The organism is Flavobacteriales bacterium (assembly GCA_016712535.1).
Taxonomy (GTDB): domain Bacteria; phylum Bacteroidota; class Bacteroidia; order Flavobacteriales_F; family PHOS-HE28; genus PHOS-HE28.
Genome location: JADJQW010000002.1, coordinates 401853 through 419865, shown reverse-complemented (window position 1 = coordinate 419865; position 18013 = coordinate 401853). Strand labels below are relative to the sequence as shown.

The following is an 18013-nucleotide window of genomic DNA, read 5'->3' as shown; positions in this document are numbered from 1 at the left end:
GCCTGCGCCCATGCGATCGCTCCTCCTTTCTCTCATCGCAGCATCGCTGCACTGCTCAGCGCAAGAGTCCGTGACTTCCTATTGGAGCGGCGCCCTCGGCCCAACCAGCATCCATATCCGCGCGCGGCTCAGCGGACCTACGGACAGCGTGCGCGTGCTGGCCTGCGCTCCGCCCTGCACCGAGGAGATCGCCAGTCCTTACACCGTGGCCGACCCCAGCGCCGACCAAGTGGCTGCAATTGAGCTCACCGGGCTTCAACCGGGCACACCCTATACCTATCGCTTCGAGGTGAACGGCGTGCAGGATGCATCAGGAATCGCAGCCGGGAGCTTCACCACCCCGGGCTTCGGAGCAGCATCCTTCTCATTCGTGACCGGCTCCTGCAACGGCAGCAGCAGCCATCCCGTGTGGCAAGCCATGCAGGAAAAGGAGCCGCTCTTCTTCCTCAGCACCGGCGACCTGCATTACCGGGACCCCAACAGCACGGCGATCGAGCCGCATCGGGCGCCCTACCGGGAAGACGTGCTCTCCGTCTCGCCAATGAAGGAGTTCCTGCACGCCACGCCCATCGCCTATGTATGGGACGATCACGATTTCTGCGGCAATGGCTCTGATGCCAGCTACATCGGCAAGGCCAGCGCTGCGCGCGCCTATCGCGAATACGTTCCGCACTACCCGCTGCACCATCCCATCAGCGTGCATCAGTCGTTCACCATCGGTCGCGTGCATTTCATCATCAGCGATCTGCGCAGCACCAAGACCGGAGAAGAGATGATGAGCGGTGCCCAGCTCGCGTGGCTGCTCAGCGAGATGCTCTACGCGCGCGACAACGGTCTGGTGGCCGCGTGGGTCACCTCGCTCACCTGGAACAGCGTGGGCTATCCGGAGAACTGGGCCTGCCAGCCCGCCGAGCGCACCGCACTGAACGATGTGCTCTTCGCCCTGGGCGTGAAGGACCTCTTCATCATCGCCGGCGATGCGCACATGCTCGCGATCGACGATGGCACCAATGCCGATTTCAGCACTGCGCAGGACCTGCGCTACCACTACCCCATCTTCCAAGCGGCCGCATTGGCCCGTTGGGGCTCGTACAAGGGCGGCCAATTCAATCAAGGAGGCGTCTTCCCGAACCCGAGCCCCGCGCACGGGCAGTTCGGCGAGGTGCTGGTGGAAGACAGTGGATTCGAGCTCTGCATCACCTTCAATGGATGGCAGACCGATGGAGCGGGCGCGGAGTGCGGATTGGTGAACAGCTACACCTTCTGCCGCACGCCAGGGCAGATCCTGGTGGGCGCCCCTCAGCCGACCAATGCCGGATTGATCAGTTGGTACGCTGAGGATGCCGGCCTCATGGTGCATGTCCCTGAACGGGCCACCGCCATTGAGGTGGAGGTCCGTGATGCCATGGGCCGCCTGTTGCTGCACGAACGCCGAGCCGCACAGCATGGGCTCTTGAGCCTGCCGATGCCACGCTTGAGCCAGGGCCTCCACACCGCCAGCATCCGCTGCGGCGATCAGCGATCGAGCCTGCGCTTCATGGCTGGTCCTTTGCACTGATCCCGCCTAACATCCGCAGTTCCACATGCATGCCGATCGCCGCGCCTTCATCCGTGACACCACCCTCGCGATCCTCGGCTTCGGCCTGGTGCCGCGCAGCCTGAAGGCATTCTATCAGCCCGGCGACCAGAAGGTGCGACTGGGCTTCATCGGCGTGGGCCTTCGCGGGCAGACGCACCTGGCGGAGCTCGCCTTGCGCGATGACGTCGAGATCATCGCCATGCACGATCCGGATCCCAGCATGATGGCCATGGCCCAGCAGCTGCTCGCGAAGGCTAAGCGGCCCAAGGCCATGGCCTACGTGAACGGCAACGAGGGCTACTTGGAACTGCTGCGGCGCAAGGACATCGATGCGGTGATCATCAGCAGTCCGTGGGAATGGCACGTGCAGCAAGGCATCGCAGCGCTGGAAACGGGCAAGATCGTGGGCATGGAAGTGTGCGGCGCCATGAGCGTTGATGATTGCTGGACGATCGTGCGCACGAGCGAGAAGACCGGCGTGCCGGTGATGATGCTCGAGAACGTGTGCTACCGCCGCGATGTGATGGCCGTGATGAACATGGTGCGTCAAGGAATGTTCGGCGAGCTGGTGCATGCGCAGGGCGGATATCAGCACGATCTGCGGCATGTGCTCTTCAACAGCGGCGCGCCCAACGGTTACGGCGATGGCGTGGAGTTCGGCGCGAAGGGATGGAGCGAGGCCAAGTGGCGCACCCAGCATTACGTGGACCGCAACGGCGAGCTCTATCCCACGCATGGCCTCGGCCCTGTTGCGGTGATGATGGACATCAACCGCGGCAACCGGCTCACGCGCCTGAGCAGCATCGCGAGCAAGGCGCGCGGCGCGCATAAGCACATCATGGAACATGCGAAAGGCGGCGCATCGCATCCGAACGCGCGCGTGGAATTCAAATGCGGCGACGTGGTGAGCACCCAGATCCAATGCGCCAACGGAGAAACGATCCTGCTCACGCACGACACCACCTTGCAGCGTCCATACAACCTCGGCTTCCGCGTGCAGGGAACCGAGGGCCTGTGGCAGGACAACGGCTGGGGCGAAGCGGACCAAGGCATGCTCTACTTCGAGAAGCGCATGGAGCACGGTCACCGTTGGGAAAACAGCAAGGCATGGCTGGAGCAATACGACCACCCGCTCTGGAAACGCCACGCCGCGCAAGCCGAGGGCGCAGGCCATGGCGGCATGGACTTCTTCGTGGACCACGCCTTCATCGAATGCATCAAGCGCAAGGCGCCTTTCCCGCTCGATGTGTACGACATGGCCACGTGGTACGCCATCACGCCGCTGAGCGAGAAGAGCATCGCCGAGGGCGGGCAAGTGCAGGACATCCCGGATTTCACCGATGGGAAATGGACGACGCGAAAACCGAACTTCGGTTTCACGGATGAATACTGATCAGAAAATGAGAGGATCAGATGATCAGAAAATGGGGAGAGCGCTCGTGTGCTTGGCATTTCATTTTCTGATCATCTCATTCTCTGATCATCTGATCGCACAGGCTCCCTACGTCCCTCCTTCCGACCCGCTCGTTCAGCAGAAGCTGGAGCAATGGAAGGACCTCAAGTTCGGACTTCTCATGCACTGGGGTCCTTACAGCCAGTGGGGCGTGGTGGAGAGCTGGAGCATCTGCCCGGAGGACGAGGATTGGTGCAGGCGCAAACCCGAGCATGGCGCCTCCTACAGTGAATACGTGAAGAACTACGAGGCGCTCTCCACAACCTTCGATCCGGTCAAGTTCGATCCGGAGCATTGGGCGCGCGCCGCGAAGGATGCCGGCATGAAGTACATGGTCTTCACCACCAAGCACCACGACGGCTTCTGCCTATTCGACACCAAGACCACGGACTACCGGATCACTTCGTCGCGCACCGCCTACGGTGATGACCCACGAGCGAATGTGACCAAGCACATCTTCGAAGCCTTCCACGCGCAGGGCCTGTGGACCGGCGCCTACTTCAGCAAGCCCGACTGGCACAGCGATGACTATTGGTGGCGCTACTTCCCGCCCAAGGACCGCAGCGTGAACTACCTGCCCACCAAGCATCCCGAGCGCTGGCAGGCCTTCAAGGACTACACCTTCACGCAGATCGAGGAGCTGATGACCGGCTACGGCCCGGTGGACATCCTCTGGCTCGATGGTGGCTGGGTGCGCCCGCTCAGCAGCATCGACACGAGCGTGAGCTGGCAGAAGGCCATCACCATTGAGCAGGACATCGACATGCCGCGCATCGCGACCATGGCACGCAAACACCAACCCGGCTTGCTCGTGGTGGACCGCACCGTGGGCGGCGAATACGAGAACTACGTGACGCCCGAAGGCCATGTGCCCGACGCGGACCTTGGCGTGCCCTGGGAGACCTGCATGCCCATGGGCACCAGCTGGAGCTGGGTACCGAATGAAAAGTACAAGAGCACCGACGAGATCATCCGCACCTTGGTGAGCGTGGTGTCGCGCGGAGGAAGTCTCTTGTTGAATGTGGCTCCCGGTCCCGATGGGCAGCTGGACTCAACAGCATACGTGCGCCTGAAGGAAGTGGGAGAATGGCTGAAGGTGAATGGAGAGGCGGTGTATGGGACGAGGGCATCCTATGTTGGTGACTTGCCCGGCGCAATGGGAAGAACATTTGCTTGGCGCGCTGGAGAGCGGAAGGCGGCTTACGTCTTCCTCGATCCAAAGGTGGTTGGAGCCGGAACTGTCACGATCCCTTTCTCAAGCCCGGTCTATGGGGAACAGGTTAGTTGCCTAGGACACGGCAAGGTGGGCTTCGCTCGGACCAAAGAGGGCCTGACCCTCCGGTTGCCCAGATCAGTGAGGGGCTCAACTGAGCTACCTGTTGTCATGAAGGTCGCATTCGAGAACAGCGAATTCTAGCAGTTTCAACCGCAAGGAGCTCATGTATGAAGCCATCACCTCCCGGCAGTATTCGCGACTGTGCGTGAGCCTCGCATTCGCACTCCTCTCCACCGCATCCTTCGCCCAAGACACCTCTCCCTTCTCCTTCCGCATGGCCTTCACCCACCCGGCCAGGGACAGCGCCTACGCCGCGGAACACCGGATCCGCCAAGTGATCAAGACCCGCGACAGCGAGGACCCCAAGTGGGGCCTCTGGGTCCACACCATGCACCGCTTCGTTCCGCCTGCACAGTTCGAGGCACACCCGGAGTACTTCGCGGAACGGAATGGCGTGCGCGTTCCCGACCAGCTATGCCTGAGCCACCCCGAGGTGCTCCGCATCACCGTGGACAGTCTGCGTGCGATGATGGCCCGCAAGCCTGCTGCCCGCTACTGGAGCGTGAGCCAGATGGACAACTACAACCACTGCCAGTGCGCGCTTTGCCACCGCACCGACAGCCTCGAAGGTTCACCGAGCGGCAGCATACTCCGCTTCGCGAACGCGGTGGCCGACAGCTTCCCGGACAAGGTCATCAGTACGCTCGCCTACCAGTACAGCCGCAGCGCGCCGAAGGTCACCAGGCCGCGGCCGAACGTGAACACCATGCTCTGCAGCATCGAGGAGGACCGCAGCCGGCCGATCGCATCGCGGGATCAACCCGGCTCGTTCACCGCGGATCTGCGTGACTGGTCAGCGCTCACCCACAACATCATCGTCTGGGACTACGTGATCAACTTCTCGCACCTGGTGATGCCCTTCCCGAATTGGAAAGTGCTGCAACCGAATCTGCAGCTCTTCCGCGATGCCGGCGTGCCGATGGTCTTCGAGCAAGGGCTCTCATCGCCCGGCGGGGAGATGCCCGAGTTCCGCACCTATCTGCTCGCGAAGCTCATGTGGAACCCGGACCTGAACGTGGATTCACTGCGCTGGCAGTTCATGGACACCTTCTACGGCGATGCGGGCGTGTACATCGACAAATACACCCGCCTGCTGGAAGAGGAATTGGACAAGAGCGGTAAGCCGCTCACGCTCTACGAGCACCCCCAAGCGCATAAGGACGGCTACCTCAGCCCGGAGAACCTGGCCAAGTACAAGATGCTCTTCAACAGCGCGGAGGCGGCCACATTCGATGAAGACACGATCTACGCATGGCGCGTGGAGGATGCGCGGCTAGGAATCATGTACGCGGAGCTGGAAGTGGCGCGGGCGATGCCGCACGCTGCGAATGGCCTCTTCGAGAAGGACAGTGTTGGGCATTGGCACGCGAAGACGTATTACGTGGAGTTGCTCGAGACCTTCGTGTCACGCACGAAGAAGCATGGCCATCTGCTGCTGCATGAGACGCGGAATACACCGGATGAGTACTTCAAGGAGTTCAGCGAGCACCTTAAGCACGGCGCGGTGAACCACCTCGCCGTTGGCAAGAAGATCACCTTCGAGACCCCACCTGATGCGCGCTACCCGGGCGGCGGCCCCGATGCGCTGATCGACGGCTTCCGTGCGAGCGCCAACTACCAGTTCGGCTGGCAGGGCTGGTACGGCAAGGACATGGTGGCGATAATCGATCTAGGAGTATCGGCCACTGTCCTGACCATCCAAGCGACGTTCTTACAGGATCAGCAGAGTTGGATATTCCTTCCGTCCGAAATGGTCATCGAAACATCAACGGATGAGGTCAGCTGGTCGGCATTCGACAAGACTGCGGTTCCGCTTCAGAAACAGAAAGGAGCTCCGCACATCCTGACGCTGAAGAATGAGGTGATCCCCGGTCCTGTTAGCCGCTACATCCGCATCACCGCGAAGAACCTCGGCGCCTTACCCGCTTGGCACGGCAGCAAAGGCGAATGCTGGCTGTTCTGTGATGAGATCGTAGTCAGGTGAGGGTGATCCTCCTCAGTAGCCGCCTTCGCCTCTGTACAACCGCAACGGCCCATCCAGCTTCACCTTCAGCACGGTCATCCACTCATCGTCAACGCTTTCAGGGATGTCGATGAAGACCAAGCCCGGCACCTTGCTCCAGCTGATCTTGCCCACCACGCGGTGCTGCAATGGCATTGAGGCTCCGACGACTTCGGCAGAAACGATCTTGTTGACGAGTCCCTTGATCTCCACGCTGCCGCTCATGCCATTGGCAAGGAAGAGATAGAGCGTGGTGCTGTCTTGTGAAAGTGTGGTGGGGCCGAAGAAGTGCCCGTTGGGCAGACCAGCGCGCGTGCCGTAGATCGCTTCTGCGTGCTTGCTGGTCCACTTGCCGAGGTCTTCCAGGCGTGAGACTTGTCCCGTTGTGAAAGTGCCATCCTCCTTCGGCCCGATGCCCAGCAGCAGGTTGCCGCCGTGGCCGATCACATCGGCGAAGATGTGGATCAGGTCGTGCGTGCTCTTGTAGTTGGTGTCCTGCGGTTGCCAGCCCCATTGCTCGCCCAGTGTCATGCACAGTTCCCACGCAGGCGCCTTCGGCGTTTCTACGGGGATGTTCTGCTCCGGCGTAGCGTAATCGCCATAGCCCTGCAGCCTCCCGTTTACGATCGCCTTCGGGTTCTTCTCCAGGATCATCGCGCGCACCTTGGCCGCTTCCCACTCCTTGGCGCTGTGCTCCCAGTCGCCATCGAACCACCAGAGATCCGGCTTCAACTGCGTGGAGATCTCCATGATCTGGCCTTGGAAGAAGTCGCGGAAGTTCTGCCAGCGCGCAGGATCATCCTTGATCGTGTAGCGCATGCTATCCTTCATGAAGGCCGGGTAGTTATAGTCGCTCCAGTCGATCAAGGAGAAATATGCACCGCACCGGACCTCCCTCGCGCGCAGTTCTCTGAAGAGCGGCGTGACGATATCATGCTCACTTCCTGCGAGATCGGTTCTGATGATCCGTGGTGGACCGCCTGACAGGACTCCTGGCTCCCGAACGATCCCCGTGATGAGCTCGGTATTGTACATCGCCACCCCATCGTGATGCTTGGTGGTGACCACCGCGTACTTCGCCCCGCTGCGTTGGATGAGATCAGCCCATGCGGCCGGTTCGTACTTGCTCGCAGTGAATCCATTGAGCTGCTTCATGTACTCCGCGTAGGGCACCTTCTTGCTGTAGAAGGCCCAGCTCTCGTCGGTGCCGTTCACGCTGTAGATGCCCCAGTGGATGAAGATGCCCAGCTTGGCATCCTGGAACCATTTGAGCTCGTGGCGTGCGGGCTCGGGTTCCTGCGAAACAGCAGATCCGCCAAGTGCGAAGGCCATAGCGATCGAAGCGGCTCGCTGGCTCATGTCTCAGGCAACAAGGTGCCGGATGCGATCATTCAACGGCCGCTGCATGGCCATGTAGCGCTTGAGCAGGTGCATCTGGTTCAGCGCGCGGTCGAGGTTGTGGCCTTCGCGGTCGATCCGGTAGTAGAGGTCGCCGTGCAGGTGGTCCGTGAGGAAGCGGATGCCTTGCTCGTAGATCAGCATCTGACCGCTCCAATGCACCAGTGAGCGCTCGCTCAGGCTCATCAGCGGGGCCATCTCGGAGAAATAGCCTTCCACAAGCTTCTCGAACACCTCTTCATTCACTTCGGTATGGGCGGGGTCGGGATCGTCTTCCGAAGCAGGCGAGATGAAGGTGCGGATCATATCGCCGAGGTCGAAGAGCGCCTTGCCCGGCATGAGCGTATCGAGGTCCACCACGCACACCGCCTCACCCGTGCCCTTGTCGAAGAGCACGTTGTTCACCTTGGTGTCGTTGTGCGTGATCCGCGTGCGAACGCCGGGGTCCATCATGGTCACCCTGAACTCATCGACGATGCCGGCATTGTTCAGGAAATGGCTGATGGCATCGCGCGCGCGGTCCTTGCGCTCCACGGGTGCATTGCGCACGGCCTGCTGGAACAGGGCGTAGCGCGCTGCCAGATCGTGGAAATCGGGGATGATGGTCTTGAAGGCACCTACATACACGCCTTCAAGGTTCCGCGTGAGCAGGCCGAACTGCTGCGCGGCGCTACGGGCCTGCTCCGGAGAAACAGCTCCCTCGAAGCTCACCGTATTGGGGAAGTAAGGGAACACGCGCCATGCGCCCAGCGCTTCGTTGATGTAGAGGTCACGCCCATCGGTGGTGCGCAGCCCGCGCATGAAGCGGTACTCCGGATGGTGGTTGCGCAGATGCTCGGCCGCGAGGTAATTGTTGTAGGCGATGAGCTGCGGCTGCTTGAACACGCTGGTGTTCACCTGCTGCAGGATCCAATGGTCGTCGCCATGCCGGTTGCGGAGCAGGTAGGTCTGGTTGATGAGGCCGTTGCCGAAGGGCGCGCAATCGTGGCCATTCAGCTCGATGCCGAAGGCGGCGCAGATGGTGCTGAGAACGGAAGCGCGGGTCTCGCTCATGGCTGCTGGGCCAGGGTTCGCCGCACAAGGTCGGCATCGGCGGCGAAGGTGAGGCCATGCCAGGCATCAGGCGTGCGCAGCACTCGGAAGGCGTGGCCAGCGGCCAAGGCGTGCTCCACAGCGTCCGGCAAGCCCAACTCCGCTGCTGGCATAGGCGCTCTTCCACGGTGCATCTCCGCGAGCAGGTATCCGAATCGCTCACGGAACACCCAGAGGTTCATGCTCACCGGCGCATCCGATTTCCACGTGCGATCGCTCCCATCGCGGATCTCGCCACCGGCATCGAGCCGGAGCCCGGTCACTTCTTCGATGCCGGCCAACCGATCGCCTTCGTTCCTGCAAGCCGCACGATTCACCGGCCCGCTCGGGGAAAGCGTGCGGCCCAGGCCGAAGGCTACCAGTGCATGCTCATCGGCTTGGCCATCTCGCGCATGCTCCATGGCGATGCGCAGCGACTCCCTCCCATACAAGTCATCGCCGTTGGCCACGATGCAGGTCCCGACAGCGTGCTCCATGCCCACCAAGGCCGCATGACCTGTTCCCGATGGCTCGGGCTGCTCCATGATCTTCACCAGCGGGTTGCTCTGGTAGCGCTCACGGGCCATGTCAGCATGACCGGGCCTCACGACGATCCGCGCCTCATCGCAGCCGTGGGCGAACGCATCGCGCAGCGTGATGTCGAGGACCGCTTCGCCCTTGGGCCCGACCGGCTCCCACTGCTTGGGCCTGCCGAAACGCGTGCTGTTGCCAGCGGCCAGGATCACGAGAGAGACGGAGCGCATGCGGCGAGCAATCGGTGCGAAGGTCCGGCGATCGCCATCTTCACGGCCCCTTTGATATGCGCATGCGCCGCTCTGCCCCTTCGTTGATCGTCGTCCTGGCGGTCGTTGCGCTGAATGCGGCCATCAGCGTGCGCGGCCTCTGGCCCGGAACCGCGGCAGGCCTTGCCGATGCCGTGGTGCGCAGCGATGTGAAAGGGTACTACGGCTACCTGCAAGCGCTCTTCATCCGGCATGACCTCGGCCATGAGAAAGCCGTGTGGGAATACGTTCGCCACACGCCCACCGGCACGCTGAACAAATACTACTGCGGCACCGCGGTGATGATGGCACCGTGGTTCCTCATCGGCCACGACTTGGCGCTGAGCGACCCGAAAGCACCGCACGATGGCTTGAGCGACTACGAAATGAAGGCGCTGAGCGTCGGCGCGTGGTGCTATTTGCTGATTGGCCTGCTTGCCATGCGTGCCCTGCTCCGGCGAATGGGGTTCACGGAAAGCACGGTGACCTGGATCCTCATCGCCATCGGCTTCGGCACTCAGCTCATGCAGTACAGCGCGCTGCAGCCCGGATGGTCGCATGTGTATTCGTTCTGTGCGGTGAGCGCATTCCTGCTTGCCGTGCATCGCTTCGGAACCGATGGGGCACCTTGGTGGATTATCGCTGCGGCCTCGCTCTTCGGCCTCATTGTCATCATCCGCCCGGTGAACGGCTTGGTGGTGCTCGCGTTGCCTGTGGTGCTTGGCGGCGCATGGTGCGATGCGGCGAAGCGCGCCATCCGGCATCCGATGGTCCTCATGTTCGCCGTCATCGCATGCGGAGCGGTGGTCCTCATACAGCCCTTGCTCTGGCATGTGCAAATCGGTAAATGGTACGCTTACGGGTACACGGGCGAAGGCTTCCATTGGGGCCGGCCCGAAGTGCTGAAGGTGCTCTTCGGCTTCCGTCGCGGGCTCTTCCTATGGGCACCTGTGCTGCTGGTCGCCCTCTTCGGCACGGCTAGGCTGCTGCTGAAGGACCGCGCTCGTGGCATCGGCATGCTGCTCTATTGGGCCGCGAACCTCTATGTGATCAGTGCTTGGTGGATCTGGTACTACGGCAGCGGCTTCGGCAGCCGCGTATTCGTTGATCACTATCCCGTGCTGGCATTGCCGATGGCCTTCCTGTTGCAGGCAGCAGCCACGCGCTGGCTGCTCATCGCCCGTGCCTTCATCCTGCTCTGCTGCGCGCTGCTGCTCTTCCAGATGTGGCAATACGGAGCGGGCATCCTTCATCCGGAGAGCATGGACCGCGTGAAGTACGCGTACGCCTTCCTGCGCTGGGATGATTCCTATCGGCAGGCGCTCGGCGGCAACTCACAGGGCCCTCCGTTCAATCCGAACGGTATGAGCCCCGTGCTTGAGGAGAGCTGCGACTTCGAGCATGCCTGCAAGCATTGGGGTGGCGGCGCCGTCCGCAGCCGAAGCGATGCCTTCAGTGGAGGGAACGCCGCCGTGTTCGATGGCGGCGAAGAGTACGGGTTGCAGTTCGAGGCGAGCACGGATGTTCTACCGACCGGGCGCGCGCTCTACCTCGAGGTGGGGCTTCAGCGGCGCGAGGAGCAGAGCCGCGACGCGCACCATCTGCTCGCCGTCACCGATGTGCGCAAGGCCGATGGCTCCGTGGCCTACTACGAGCCTTTCCCGTTCAATCCCATGCCAGCGAAGCCCGGCACCTGGGAGCGAATCGAATATCGAATCCCGGTGCCCCCGTTGGAAGAAGGCGATCGCCTCAAGTTCTACCTCTGGGACAAGGATCGCCGCTCGCACGTGCTGATCGACGACGTGTACATGCGTGTGAATGCGGTCAATCCGTACTGAAGGCACGCCGCGCCGAAAGCGGCCAGCCTCCGCACTTCGTGCTTCGGCGGGCGCTGTGGGCCTGGCAGGATTTGAACCTGCGACCAAGGGATTATGAGTCCCCTGCTCTGACCGCTGAGCTACAGGCCCGGTCATGCACCGCGCAACCTTGAAAAACAGGCGTCGCGACGGCGGGCGGCAAATGTACCCGTGCGCTTCTTTGCCGTGTGAGCAGCGTGAACCGCCGAACAGGCGCCACCCAAGACCCTGCACCGCGCCAGAAGCGCAGGCGCCTGAGCTGGCGTAAAGTGGGCGCCGTGCTGCTCATTCCGGCAGCGCTCGTGGTCCTGCTGGTGCGCGCTGGCGGAAAGGAGGCTGCGCCGCCGGCACCGGTCGCGATAGCCCCGCGCGCAGCCATGACCTGCTCCGAATACCCTTTCAAGAACCATAGCCCCAAGCTGAACGCCAAGCTGCCTGCCTACAAGCATTCGTCAGCAAAAGCGGGCATCAAGCCCTTGAAGGACGATGCCGCCTTGAGCAAGGCGCTCGCCGAAGGATCGATCAACTTGGTGCGCATCGAGAGCGACGAGCGCATCTGGGTGGCGCCCATGGATCACGGATCGCCCTACCTCACGGCCAATGCCGCCGCCGCGCTTCACGCCATCGCCAAGGACTTCAAGGCCCGCATCGCCGACACGGACCTTGCCGATGCGCGCATCCGGGTGACCAGCTTGCTGCGCACCAAGGACGACCAGCGCAAGCTCGGCCGCGGCAACGTGAACGCCACGCGCGATGAACTTGCCCCGCACACCCACGGCACGAGCATGGACCTTTCCTATATGAAGTTCGTGGACCGGCAGGGCGGCATGCTCGACCTTCAGGCGTGCCAGCAGGTGTACCTGGCCGAGACGCTCGCCGAAGTGATCGCCGAGCACAGTGAGCGCGATAAACGGATCCGCGCCACCAAGGAGAAGCAGCAGGCCTGCTATCACATCAGCGTGTGCCGGTGAGCATCGACACCCTCATCCTCGACCTCGGCGGCGTGCTCATCGATGTGGACTACCGTGCCACTGGGCTTCATTTCGGGTCACTCGGCATCACAGGGTTCGACGCGCTCTACTCCAAGGCCAGGCAGAGCGACCTCTTCGACCGATTCGAGACCGGCGATCTCTCACCTCAAGGGTTCCGCGATGAAGTGCGCGCACTGCTCAGCGCGGCGCTGGCCGACACGGAAATCGATGCCGGCTGGAACGCCATGCTCGGCACGATCCCGCCGGAGCGCATAACCCTGGTGAAGGAACTGAAGCAGCGCTACCAGCTGCTGCTGCTCAGCAACACCAACACCATCCATGTGCCCGCCTTCGAGGCCATCATCGCGCGGGATCTCGGCATCCAAGATTTCCGGTCGCTCTTCCACGGCGCCTACTACAGCTGCGAGCTGGGGATGCGCAAGCCGAATGCTGAGATCTTCCAGCACGTGCTGGAGCAGCATGGCGCCGATTCCGCACGAGCGCTCTTCATCGACGACAGCATCCAGCATGTGCGTGGCGCACGGGCGGCAGGGCTGCATGCCGAGCACCTCGAACTAGAGAAAGAGGATGTGATCGGATTGGTGATGCGGCTCGGGCTGCTCACCTGATCTCCTGGCACAGCTCCACCAGCACCCCGCCCGCGCTCTTCGGGTGGATGAAGCATACCAGCTTATTCTCAGCACCGCGCTTGGGCTCTTCGTTCAGCAAAGTGAAGCCCTCGGCCTTCAAGCGCGCCATCTCCGCCCGGATATCGGCCACCTCGAAGGCGATGTGGTGGATGCCCTCGCCGCGCTTCTCAATGGCCTTGGAGATGGGCCCATCAGGCCGTGTGCTCTTCAGCAGTTCGATCTTGTTCGGCCCGGCCTTGAAGAAGGAGGTGATCACGCCCTCGCTCTCCACTTCCTCACGCTTGTAGGGCGGCTCGCCGAGCAGCTTGGTGTAGAGCGCCTCGGCGGCATTCAGGTCCTTTACGGCGATGCCGATGTGCTCGATGCGGGTCAGGTGGTCCATGCGACAAGGATAGAACCACGAAGCCCTCCGTTGCGGGAGGGCCTCGAAAGTCAATCGAACGAAAGCTCAGCGCTTCAGGAAGCTCTCGCCGAGCTTGTTGTCGTAATTCAGGTAGTAGAGGTCCTTCTTCAGGCCGGTGATGTCGATGCGCGAGGCGTAGCCGCGCTTCACGATGTTGCCGTACTGGTCATAGATCTCATACAGCGTGTTGGCAGTGAAGACGATCTCCTCCTTAGGCTTGGCAGGGCCCCAGGTCACGGGCTGCACGCTAGGGTCGGTGAACTTCACGGCCTCGCTGTAGCGCGATTTCCGGGTGAGGTCAACCTGGCGCACCCGGAAGATGTTCTCCCCGCTATGCGGCGTGACCTTGAATGAGTAGCTGTTCTCCCCCGGCTTGCCAGCGCCGGGCACCTCCCCCACCTTCACCCATTTGTTCCAGCGCTTCTGCTCCACGATGAAGGGCAGCTCGCCGGTCTCGTTGGTTGTAGTGAAAGTGTAGGTGCCATCGCTGGCAATGCCCTGCTTCACAATGTCAAAAGTGCTCTTCGGCTTCAGCACTTCGGGGTTGAGCACCACCGGCGTGCAGCCATCCTTATGGCGGATCTTCACCACGATGGCATCGCCGAGCTTCAGGCCGAAATTCTTCAGGTCGAGCTCGAAGGCGCTGGAGTTGATCTCATCGGTGGCGATCTGGTCATTCACCGTGACCTCGAACACGCAGAAGCCAACGCCCGCCTCGGAGAAGGGATTCTGGATGTAAAGGTTCTTGCCTTGGTAGTTGCCTTCAACGACGAGGGTGCCTGCGAGGGCCGGGGCAGCGAGCAAGGAAGCCAGAAGAGCGTAGTGCAAGCGCATGGTAGGGTGGTGCTTCGGCTGGCGAAGATAGGCGCGGAACCGTACCGCAATCATCGAGCGCGCCGTGTCTACGGGTCCGGCCCCAGGAGGTTCCATTGGCCTGAGCCTCAATGGGCAAAGGCCTTAACCCCAGCTTCGATCCGGAGGTCGAGGTGGTTCTCGATGGGCGGAATGGGGCAGGAATACTTGCCGCCATAGGCGCAATACGGGTTGTAAGCCTTGTTGAAATCCAACTCGACAGCCTTGCCCAAAGGCCCGCGCAAGTCGATGTACCGGCCACCACCGTAGGTCTCCTCGCCATTCGTGAGGTCCGTGAAGGGCACGAAGAGGTAGTTGGCATAACCAGGCTTCTTGCTGAGGTCGATGTTGCGGAAGACCGTGAGGCGCTCCTTCTTCCCATCCATGATGAAGCGGAGCAGTCCCACCGCTTCGTACTGCGGCAAGCGATCGGTTGTCGTTTTCATGCCGAAAGGCTTCCCCTTCTTCGGCTTGAACGCAGCGGTCACCTTGAACCGGGCATCGGGGGCGAATCGCTCCAATTCCGTGAAACGCTCGAGGTCAACAGGGAGCAAAGGCGAATGCTCGGCATCGGCATAGTCGGCGTTGATGCGCGACCAATAGGCCGAGAGGCTATCGAGCCATGTCTGATCATTCACCTGCGACTTGATGGCCGTGCCGCTAAGTGCTGCCACCACCAGGACTAGCGCGCGCATCAAACGGGTTGCTGTGTGCGAACAGCGGCGGCCATCCGTGACACATCGGCCTCGCTGAAACGGCCGCGGTCATCGTCCTGTACCACGAAGGCCCGATCGCCCGCTTGAACGATGCGGTAGAAATGCACGAAGACGATGTCCTCATCGGGGAAGGTGGAGCGCCAGATCAAGCGATCAGGCTGCTCCTCGATGATGGCGCTGGTGCGGAGCTGGTCCCGTTCCAGATCGGCTTTCAGCCGGGCGATGTCGCCAGGTTCCTCGGTGATCAGGATGCTGAAGCGCTCGCCAGCGCGGAGCTCCAATTGGCCCATGTCCTCATTCCAGCGAACGGACGGGCTGTCAACGCCCAGCGTTGCCGCATCACCAAGCTCAACGGTGAGAGGGAAGCCATGGCCAGCTAGATCGACGGCCAAGCTCGGCGCGACCTGCTCTGTTGATGAAGCTGGTTCGGTGGCTTGCTGACCGCAAGCGATCAGCAGGGCTGAGAGGAGCAGGGCAAGGGTCGCGCGCATGGGGCGAAAATAACCGGGACATCAGGCCGCGGCCAACGCGCCACGACGTGCTGTGCGCGGACGCTTTGCAAGGACCAGAATAGCCGCCATGAGCAGCGCTGCGCACAATGCGCCGCCACCGGCCCAGGCCAGGCGCGATTCGCTCCAAGGCGCCTCAACGCCAAGGACCAACTGAAGCTCCTGCCGCATCCAATGGCCATTGGCATCACGGGCCTTCACATGGAGCACATGATCGCCAGAAGGCAATCGGTCCAAGCGGATGAATGGCTCTCGCTGGTAGGTCCAGTCGCCGCTTAAGCCTTCGATGCGCCACGCGTAAGCAACGCGCTCAGGCCGGTCGTAGGAAAGCAGCGAGAAGCCGATGCGAATGCTCCGTTGCTCCGGTCCGAGCTCAACGGCGCGCCCATCCGTGAAGACCTCATTCACATCCACGAAGCCGGCTTGGGCCGCATCATACCGCTGCAGGCTGGTCAGCACCAGCGGGGATCGGGCCTCGCCATCGGCTCGCCGGAATTCTTCAGGGTGGAATGCGGTGATGCCATTGAGGCCTCCGAAAAAGAGCCGGCCATCGGGAGCCATTGCGTGCGCCAGGCGGTTGAACTCGTCGTTGGTCAGCCCGTCGTCCACCGTGAACACGGTCGATTGCCGGGAGCGCTTGTCGAAGCGCACGATTCCTCCATCGGTAGGGAGCCATAGCTGCTCAAGCCCATCCTCGTACGCGGCGTAAACCATGTTATTGGGGAAGCCGTTCCGCATGGCATATTGCTGATGCTCCCCGGTTCGCGGATCGAAGCGCACCAGGCCCATTCCGCGGGTGGAAAGCCACAGCACGCCATCCTTGTCCGTATATGCATGGTGGAGATCATCGCAGGGAATGCGCTCCTTTCCTTCGGCGCCGCACCAGAATCGTTGCAGCACCCGGCCATCGGCACGGAGCCGGTAGATGCCCTTCGATCCTACCGCTTCAATTCGGCCATCCTCGATCCGCCTGAGCTGAAGGATGTGCGCATGCTCCAATTCCGGGTACCGCTCATCGCTGAGCTTGCGCGCTGTACGGGATGTCGCATCAAGCTGCCAGAGCCCTTTCAGGCCGCCGAGCAGCACCAGTCCTTTGTCCACGTGCAGGATGCTCCAGATGTTGTCATCCACCTCGCACCGCTGTAGCGCTTCTCCGGGCCGGTTCCATTCCACGGCCCCACGGCTGCCGCGCCATACTGTGCCATCGGCACCCACGTGCAGGCCGAACAAGAAGGGCGAACCGGGCAGGGCTTCCTTAGCCCCGGTGGCGTGATCGATCACGAAGGCGCCGTGCCACTCAGAAGCCAAGTACAGGCGCCCATCATGCGCGGCCATGCCGCGGCAAAGCACGCCCATGCCGCCCTCGGCGCGGACATCATGGAGCAGGCGCGTGAAGCGATCGCCCCGGATATCGATGTGGAACAAACCGAACTCGGTGGCCAGCCAAGGATTGCCGGACCGATCCACCCAGCATGCCTTCACGCGCTGCTTCAGCTCCGGATACGGCACTGTCATATCGAATAGCGCCGCACCATCCATGTCAAGGATGTGCGTATCGGCCATGTGCATGCCGCGCGTTGGGAGCGGCGTGAAATTCAATGGCCGGTACACCGGATCGTTCCCGCTGTCGGCCCCGATGATCAATGGCATGCCGGCCACCGTGATCTCGGAGTACGTGTCGAAGTACCGCATGGTGCCATCAGCCGACTCGCTCCTGTACAAGGCACCCACGCTCGTGCGCCCAGTGACCAGAGGCTCGATGCTCGCGTTCTCGGGCAATTCGAAAGCGACCTGTATGGCACCTTCGGGACTGACGCGCACGATCCGCTTCGATCGGCCGTGCGTCAGGCAGCCGATCACGTTGCCGACCCGGTCGTGCCCCAAGGGGTCGAAGCGATCGCCTTCCAATCGATGCACCTTGAACTCGGAGCCATCGAACCGGATGCACTGCGCAGGCGAAGCTGTACCTAACACGACCACCTCGTCGTCGCGCTGCGGGGCGATGCGCTTAACGGTGGCGAGGTCGAATGGGAGGTCGGCATGGCACAGAGCCATAGGCTGCAATCGGCCGGTGACCGGGTCGAGTATGTCGATAGCGATGACATCCTCGCGCGCATCGGTTGCAATGGTCCATATCCGTCCTCGGGCATCACGGCGCAGCTGGTCCGCACGTCCTTGGGAGAGGCCATCGCTCACGCCCCAATTCCGGAACACGTGGCCGTCGAAACGGTCGACACCGCTCACCGTGCCGGCATAAAGGAAGCCCACGCGGTCCTGCACCAGCGAGAGCACATGCCGGTTGCTGAGGCCATGATCAGGGCCGTAACGGCTCACTACGAAGCGCGGATCCTGCGCAGCCCGCAGCAGAGTGCTGCAAAGGGCCAATAGGAGCGTGAGACGCCGAAGCATAGCGGCGCTTCTACGGCGGTGCTGGC

The 18013-nt window shown here is 62.2% G+C and carries 15 protein-coding genes and 1 tRNA gene; 7 read left to right on the top strand and 9 right to left on the bottom strand.

What is annotated here, in order from left to right; genetic code table 11:
- Nucleotides 1–10 precede the first annotated feature (10 nt).
- The 4 genes from IPK70_01675 to IPK70_01660 are packed head-to-tail and all read left to right on the top strand — an operon-like array spanning nucleotide 11 to nucleotide 6352.
- Nucleotides 11–1558, top strand: coding sequence for a hypothetical protein (locus IPK70_01675; protein ID MBK8225868.1), 1548 nt, complete (start codon nucleotides 11–13; stop codon nucleotides 1556–1558).
- Nucleotides 1559–1583: 25 nt separating this feature from the next.
- The gene (locus tag IPK70_01670) at nucleotides 1584–2972 is read left to right on the top strand and encodes a Gfo/Idh/MocA family oxidoreductase (GenBank protein ID MBK8225867.1); all 1389 of its coding nucleotides are present in this window, start codon (nucleotides 1584–1586) and stop codon (nucleotides 2970–2972) included.
- Between the two features lie 31 nt (nucleotides 2973–3003).
- A complete protein-coding gene (locus IPK70_01665) occupies nucleotides 3004–4449 on the top strand; it encodes an alpha-L-fucosidase (GenBank protein MBK8225866.1) in 1446 nt (481 codons plus the stop codon).
- 22 nt (nucleotides 4450–4471) lie between these two features.
- Nucleotides 4472–6352, top strand: a complete 1881-nt coding sequence (locus IPK70_01660; GenBank protein MBK8225865.1) for a DUF4838 domain-containing protein — start codon at nucleotides 4472–4474, stop codon at nucleotides 6350–6352.
- Between the two features lie 12 nt (nucleotides 6353–6364).
- On the opposite strand, the gene IPK70_01655 is transcribed toward IPK70_01660, so the two are convergent.
- From IPK70_01655 to IPK70_01645, 3 genes are read right to left on the bottom strand one after another with little or no spacing between them, the layout of a single operon-like run.
- Nucleotides 6365–7729, bottom strand: coding sequence for an alpha-L-fucosidase (locus tag IPK70_01655; protein MBK8225864.1), 1365 nt, complete (start codon nucleotides 7727–7729; stop codon nucleotides 6365–6367).
- A 3-nt stretch (nucleotides 7730–7732) separates the two neighbouring features.
- Nucleotides 7733–8821, bottom strand: coding sequence for an aminoglycoside phosphotransferase family protein (locus IPK70_01650; protein MBK8225863.1), 1089 nt, complete (start codon nucleotides 8819–8821; stop codon nucleotides 7733–7735).
- Nucleotides 8818–9603 carry an NTP transferase domain-containing protein gene (locus IPK70_01645; protein ID MBK8225862.1) on the bottom strand — a complete coding sequence of 262 codons (786 nt, stop codon included), beginning with the start codon at nucleotides 9601–9603 and terminating at the stop codon, nucleotides 8818–8820. Before IPK70_01645 ends, IPK70_01650 begins: the two co-directional genes overlap by 4 nt.
- A 62-nt stretch (nucleotides 9604–9665) precedes the next feature.
- Here IPK70_01645 and IPK70_01640 point away from each other — a divergent pair, with 62 nt between their 5' ends.
- Nucleotides 9666–11459, top strand: a complete 1794-nt coding sequence (locus IPK70_01640; protein MBK8225861.1) for a hypothetical protein — start codon at nucleotides 9666–9668, stop codon at nucleotides 11457–11459.
- A 56-nt stretch (nucleotides 11460–11515) separates the two neighbouring features.
- Here IPK70_01640 and IPK70_01635 read toward each other — a convergent pair.
- Nucleotides 11516–11588, bottom strand: a tRNA-Ile gene (locus tag IPK70_01635).
- A gap of 86 nt (nucleotides 11589–11674) precedes the next feature.
- Here IPK70_01635 and IPK70_01630 point away from each other — a divergent pair.
- Nucleotides 11675–12448: a hypothetical protein gene (locus IPK70_01630; GenBank protein MBK8225860.1), complete on the top strand. Its 774-nt coding sequence runs from the start codon at nucleotides 11675–11677 to the stop codon at nucleotides 12446–12448.
- The gene (locus IPK70_01625; protein MBK8225859.1) at nucleotides 12445–13077 is read left to right on the top strand and encodes an HAD family phosphatase; all 633 of its coding nucleotides are present in this window, start codon (nucleotides 12445–12447) and stop codon (nucleotides 13075–13077) included. Before IPK70_01630 ends, IPK70_01625 begins: the two co-directional genes overlap by 4 nt.
- On the opposite strand, the gene mce is transcribed toward IPK70_01625, so the two are convergent.
- The 5 genes from mce to IPK70_01600 all read right to left on the bottom strand — a co-directional run bounded on the left by mce (nucleotide 13070) and on the right by IPK70_01600 (nucleotide 17987).
- Nucleotides 13070–13471, bottom strand: a complete 402-nt coding sequence (gene mce / locus IPK70_01620; protein ID MBK8225858.1) for a methylmalonyl-CoA epimerase — start codon at nucleotides 13469–13471, stop codon at nucleotides 13070–13072. The two genes, IPK70_01625 and mce, sit on opposite strands and share 8 nt — an antisense overlap.
- Nucleotides 13472–13546: 75 nt before the next feature.
- A complete protein-coding gene (locus tag IPK70_01615; protein MBK8225857.1) occupies nucleotides 13547–14335 on the bottom strand; it encodes a hypothetical protein in 789 nt (262 codons plus the stop codon).
- A 107-nt stretch (nucleotides 14336–14442) separates the two neighbouring features.
- Nucleotides 14443–15048, bottom strand: a complete 606-nt coding sequence (locus tag IPK70_01610) for a DUF1684 domain-containing protein (GenBank protein ID MBK8225856.1) — start codon at nucleotides 15046–15048, stop codon at nucleotides 14443–14445.
- Nucleotides 15048–15560 (bottom strand): hypothetical protein, encoded by a 513-nt coding sequence (locus IPK70_01605; GenBank protein ID MBK8225855.1) that lies wholly within the window; start codon nucleotides 15558–15560, stop codon nucleotides 15048–15050. The genes IPK70_01610 and IPK70_01605 overlap by 1 nt, the downstream gene beginning before the upstream one ends.
- Nucleotides 15561–15581: 21 nt before the next feature.
- Entirely contained in the window at nucleotides 15582–17987 is a 2406-nt protein-coding gene (locus tag IPK70_01600) for a hypothetical protein (GenBank protein ID MBK8225854.1), read from the bottom strand.
- Nucleotides 17988–18013 lie beyond the last annotated feature (26 nt).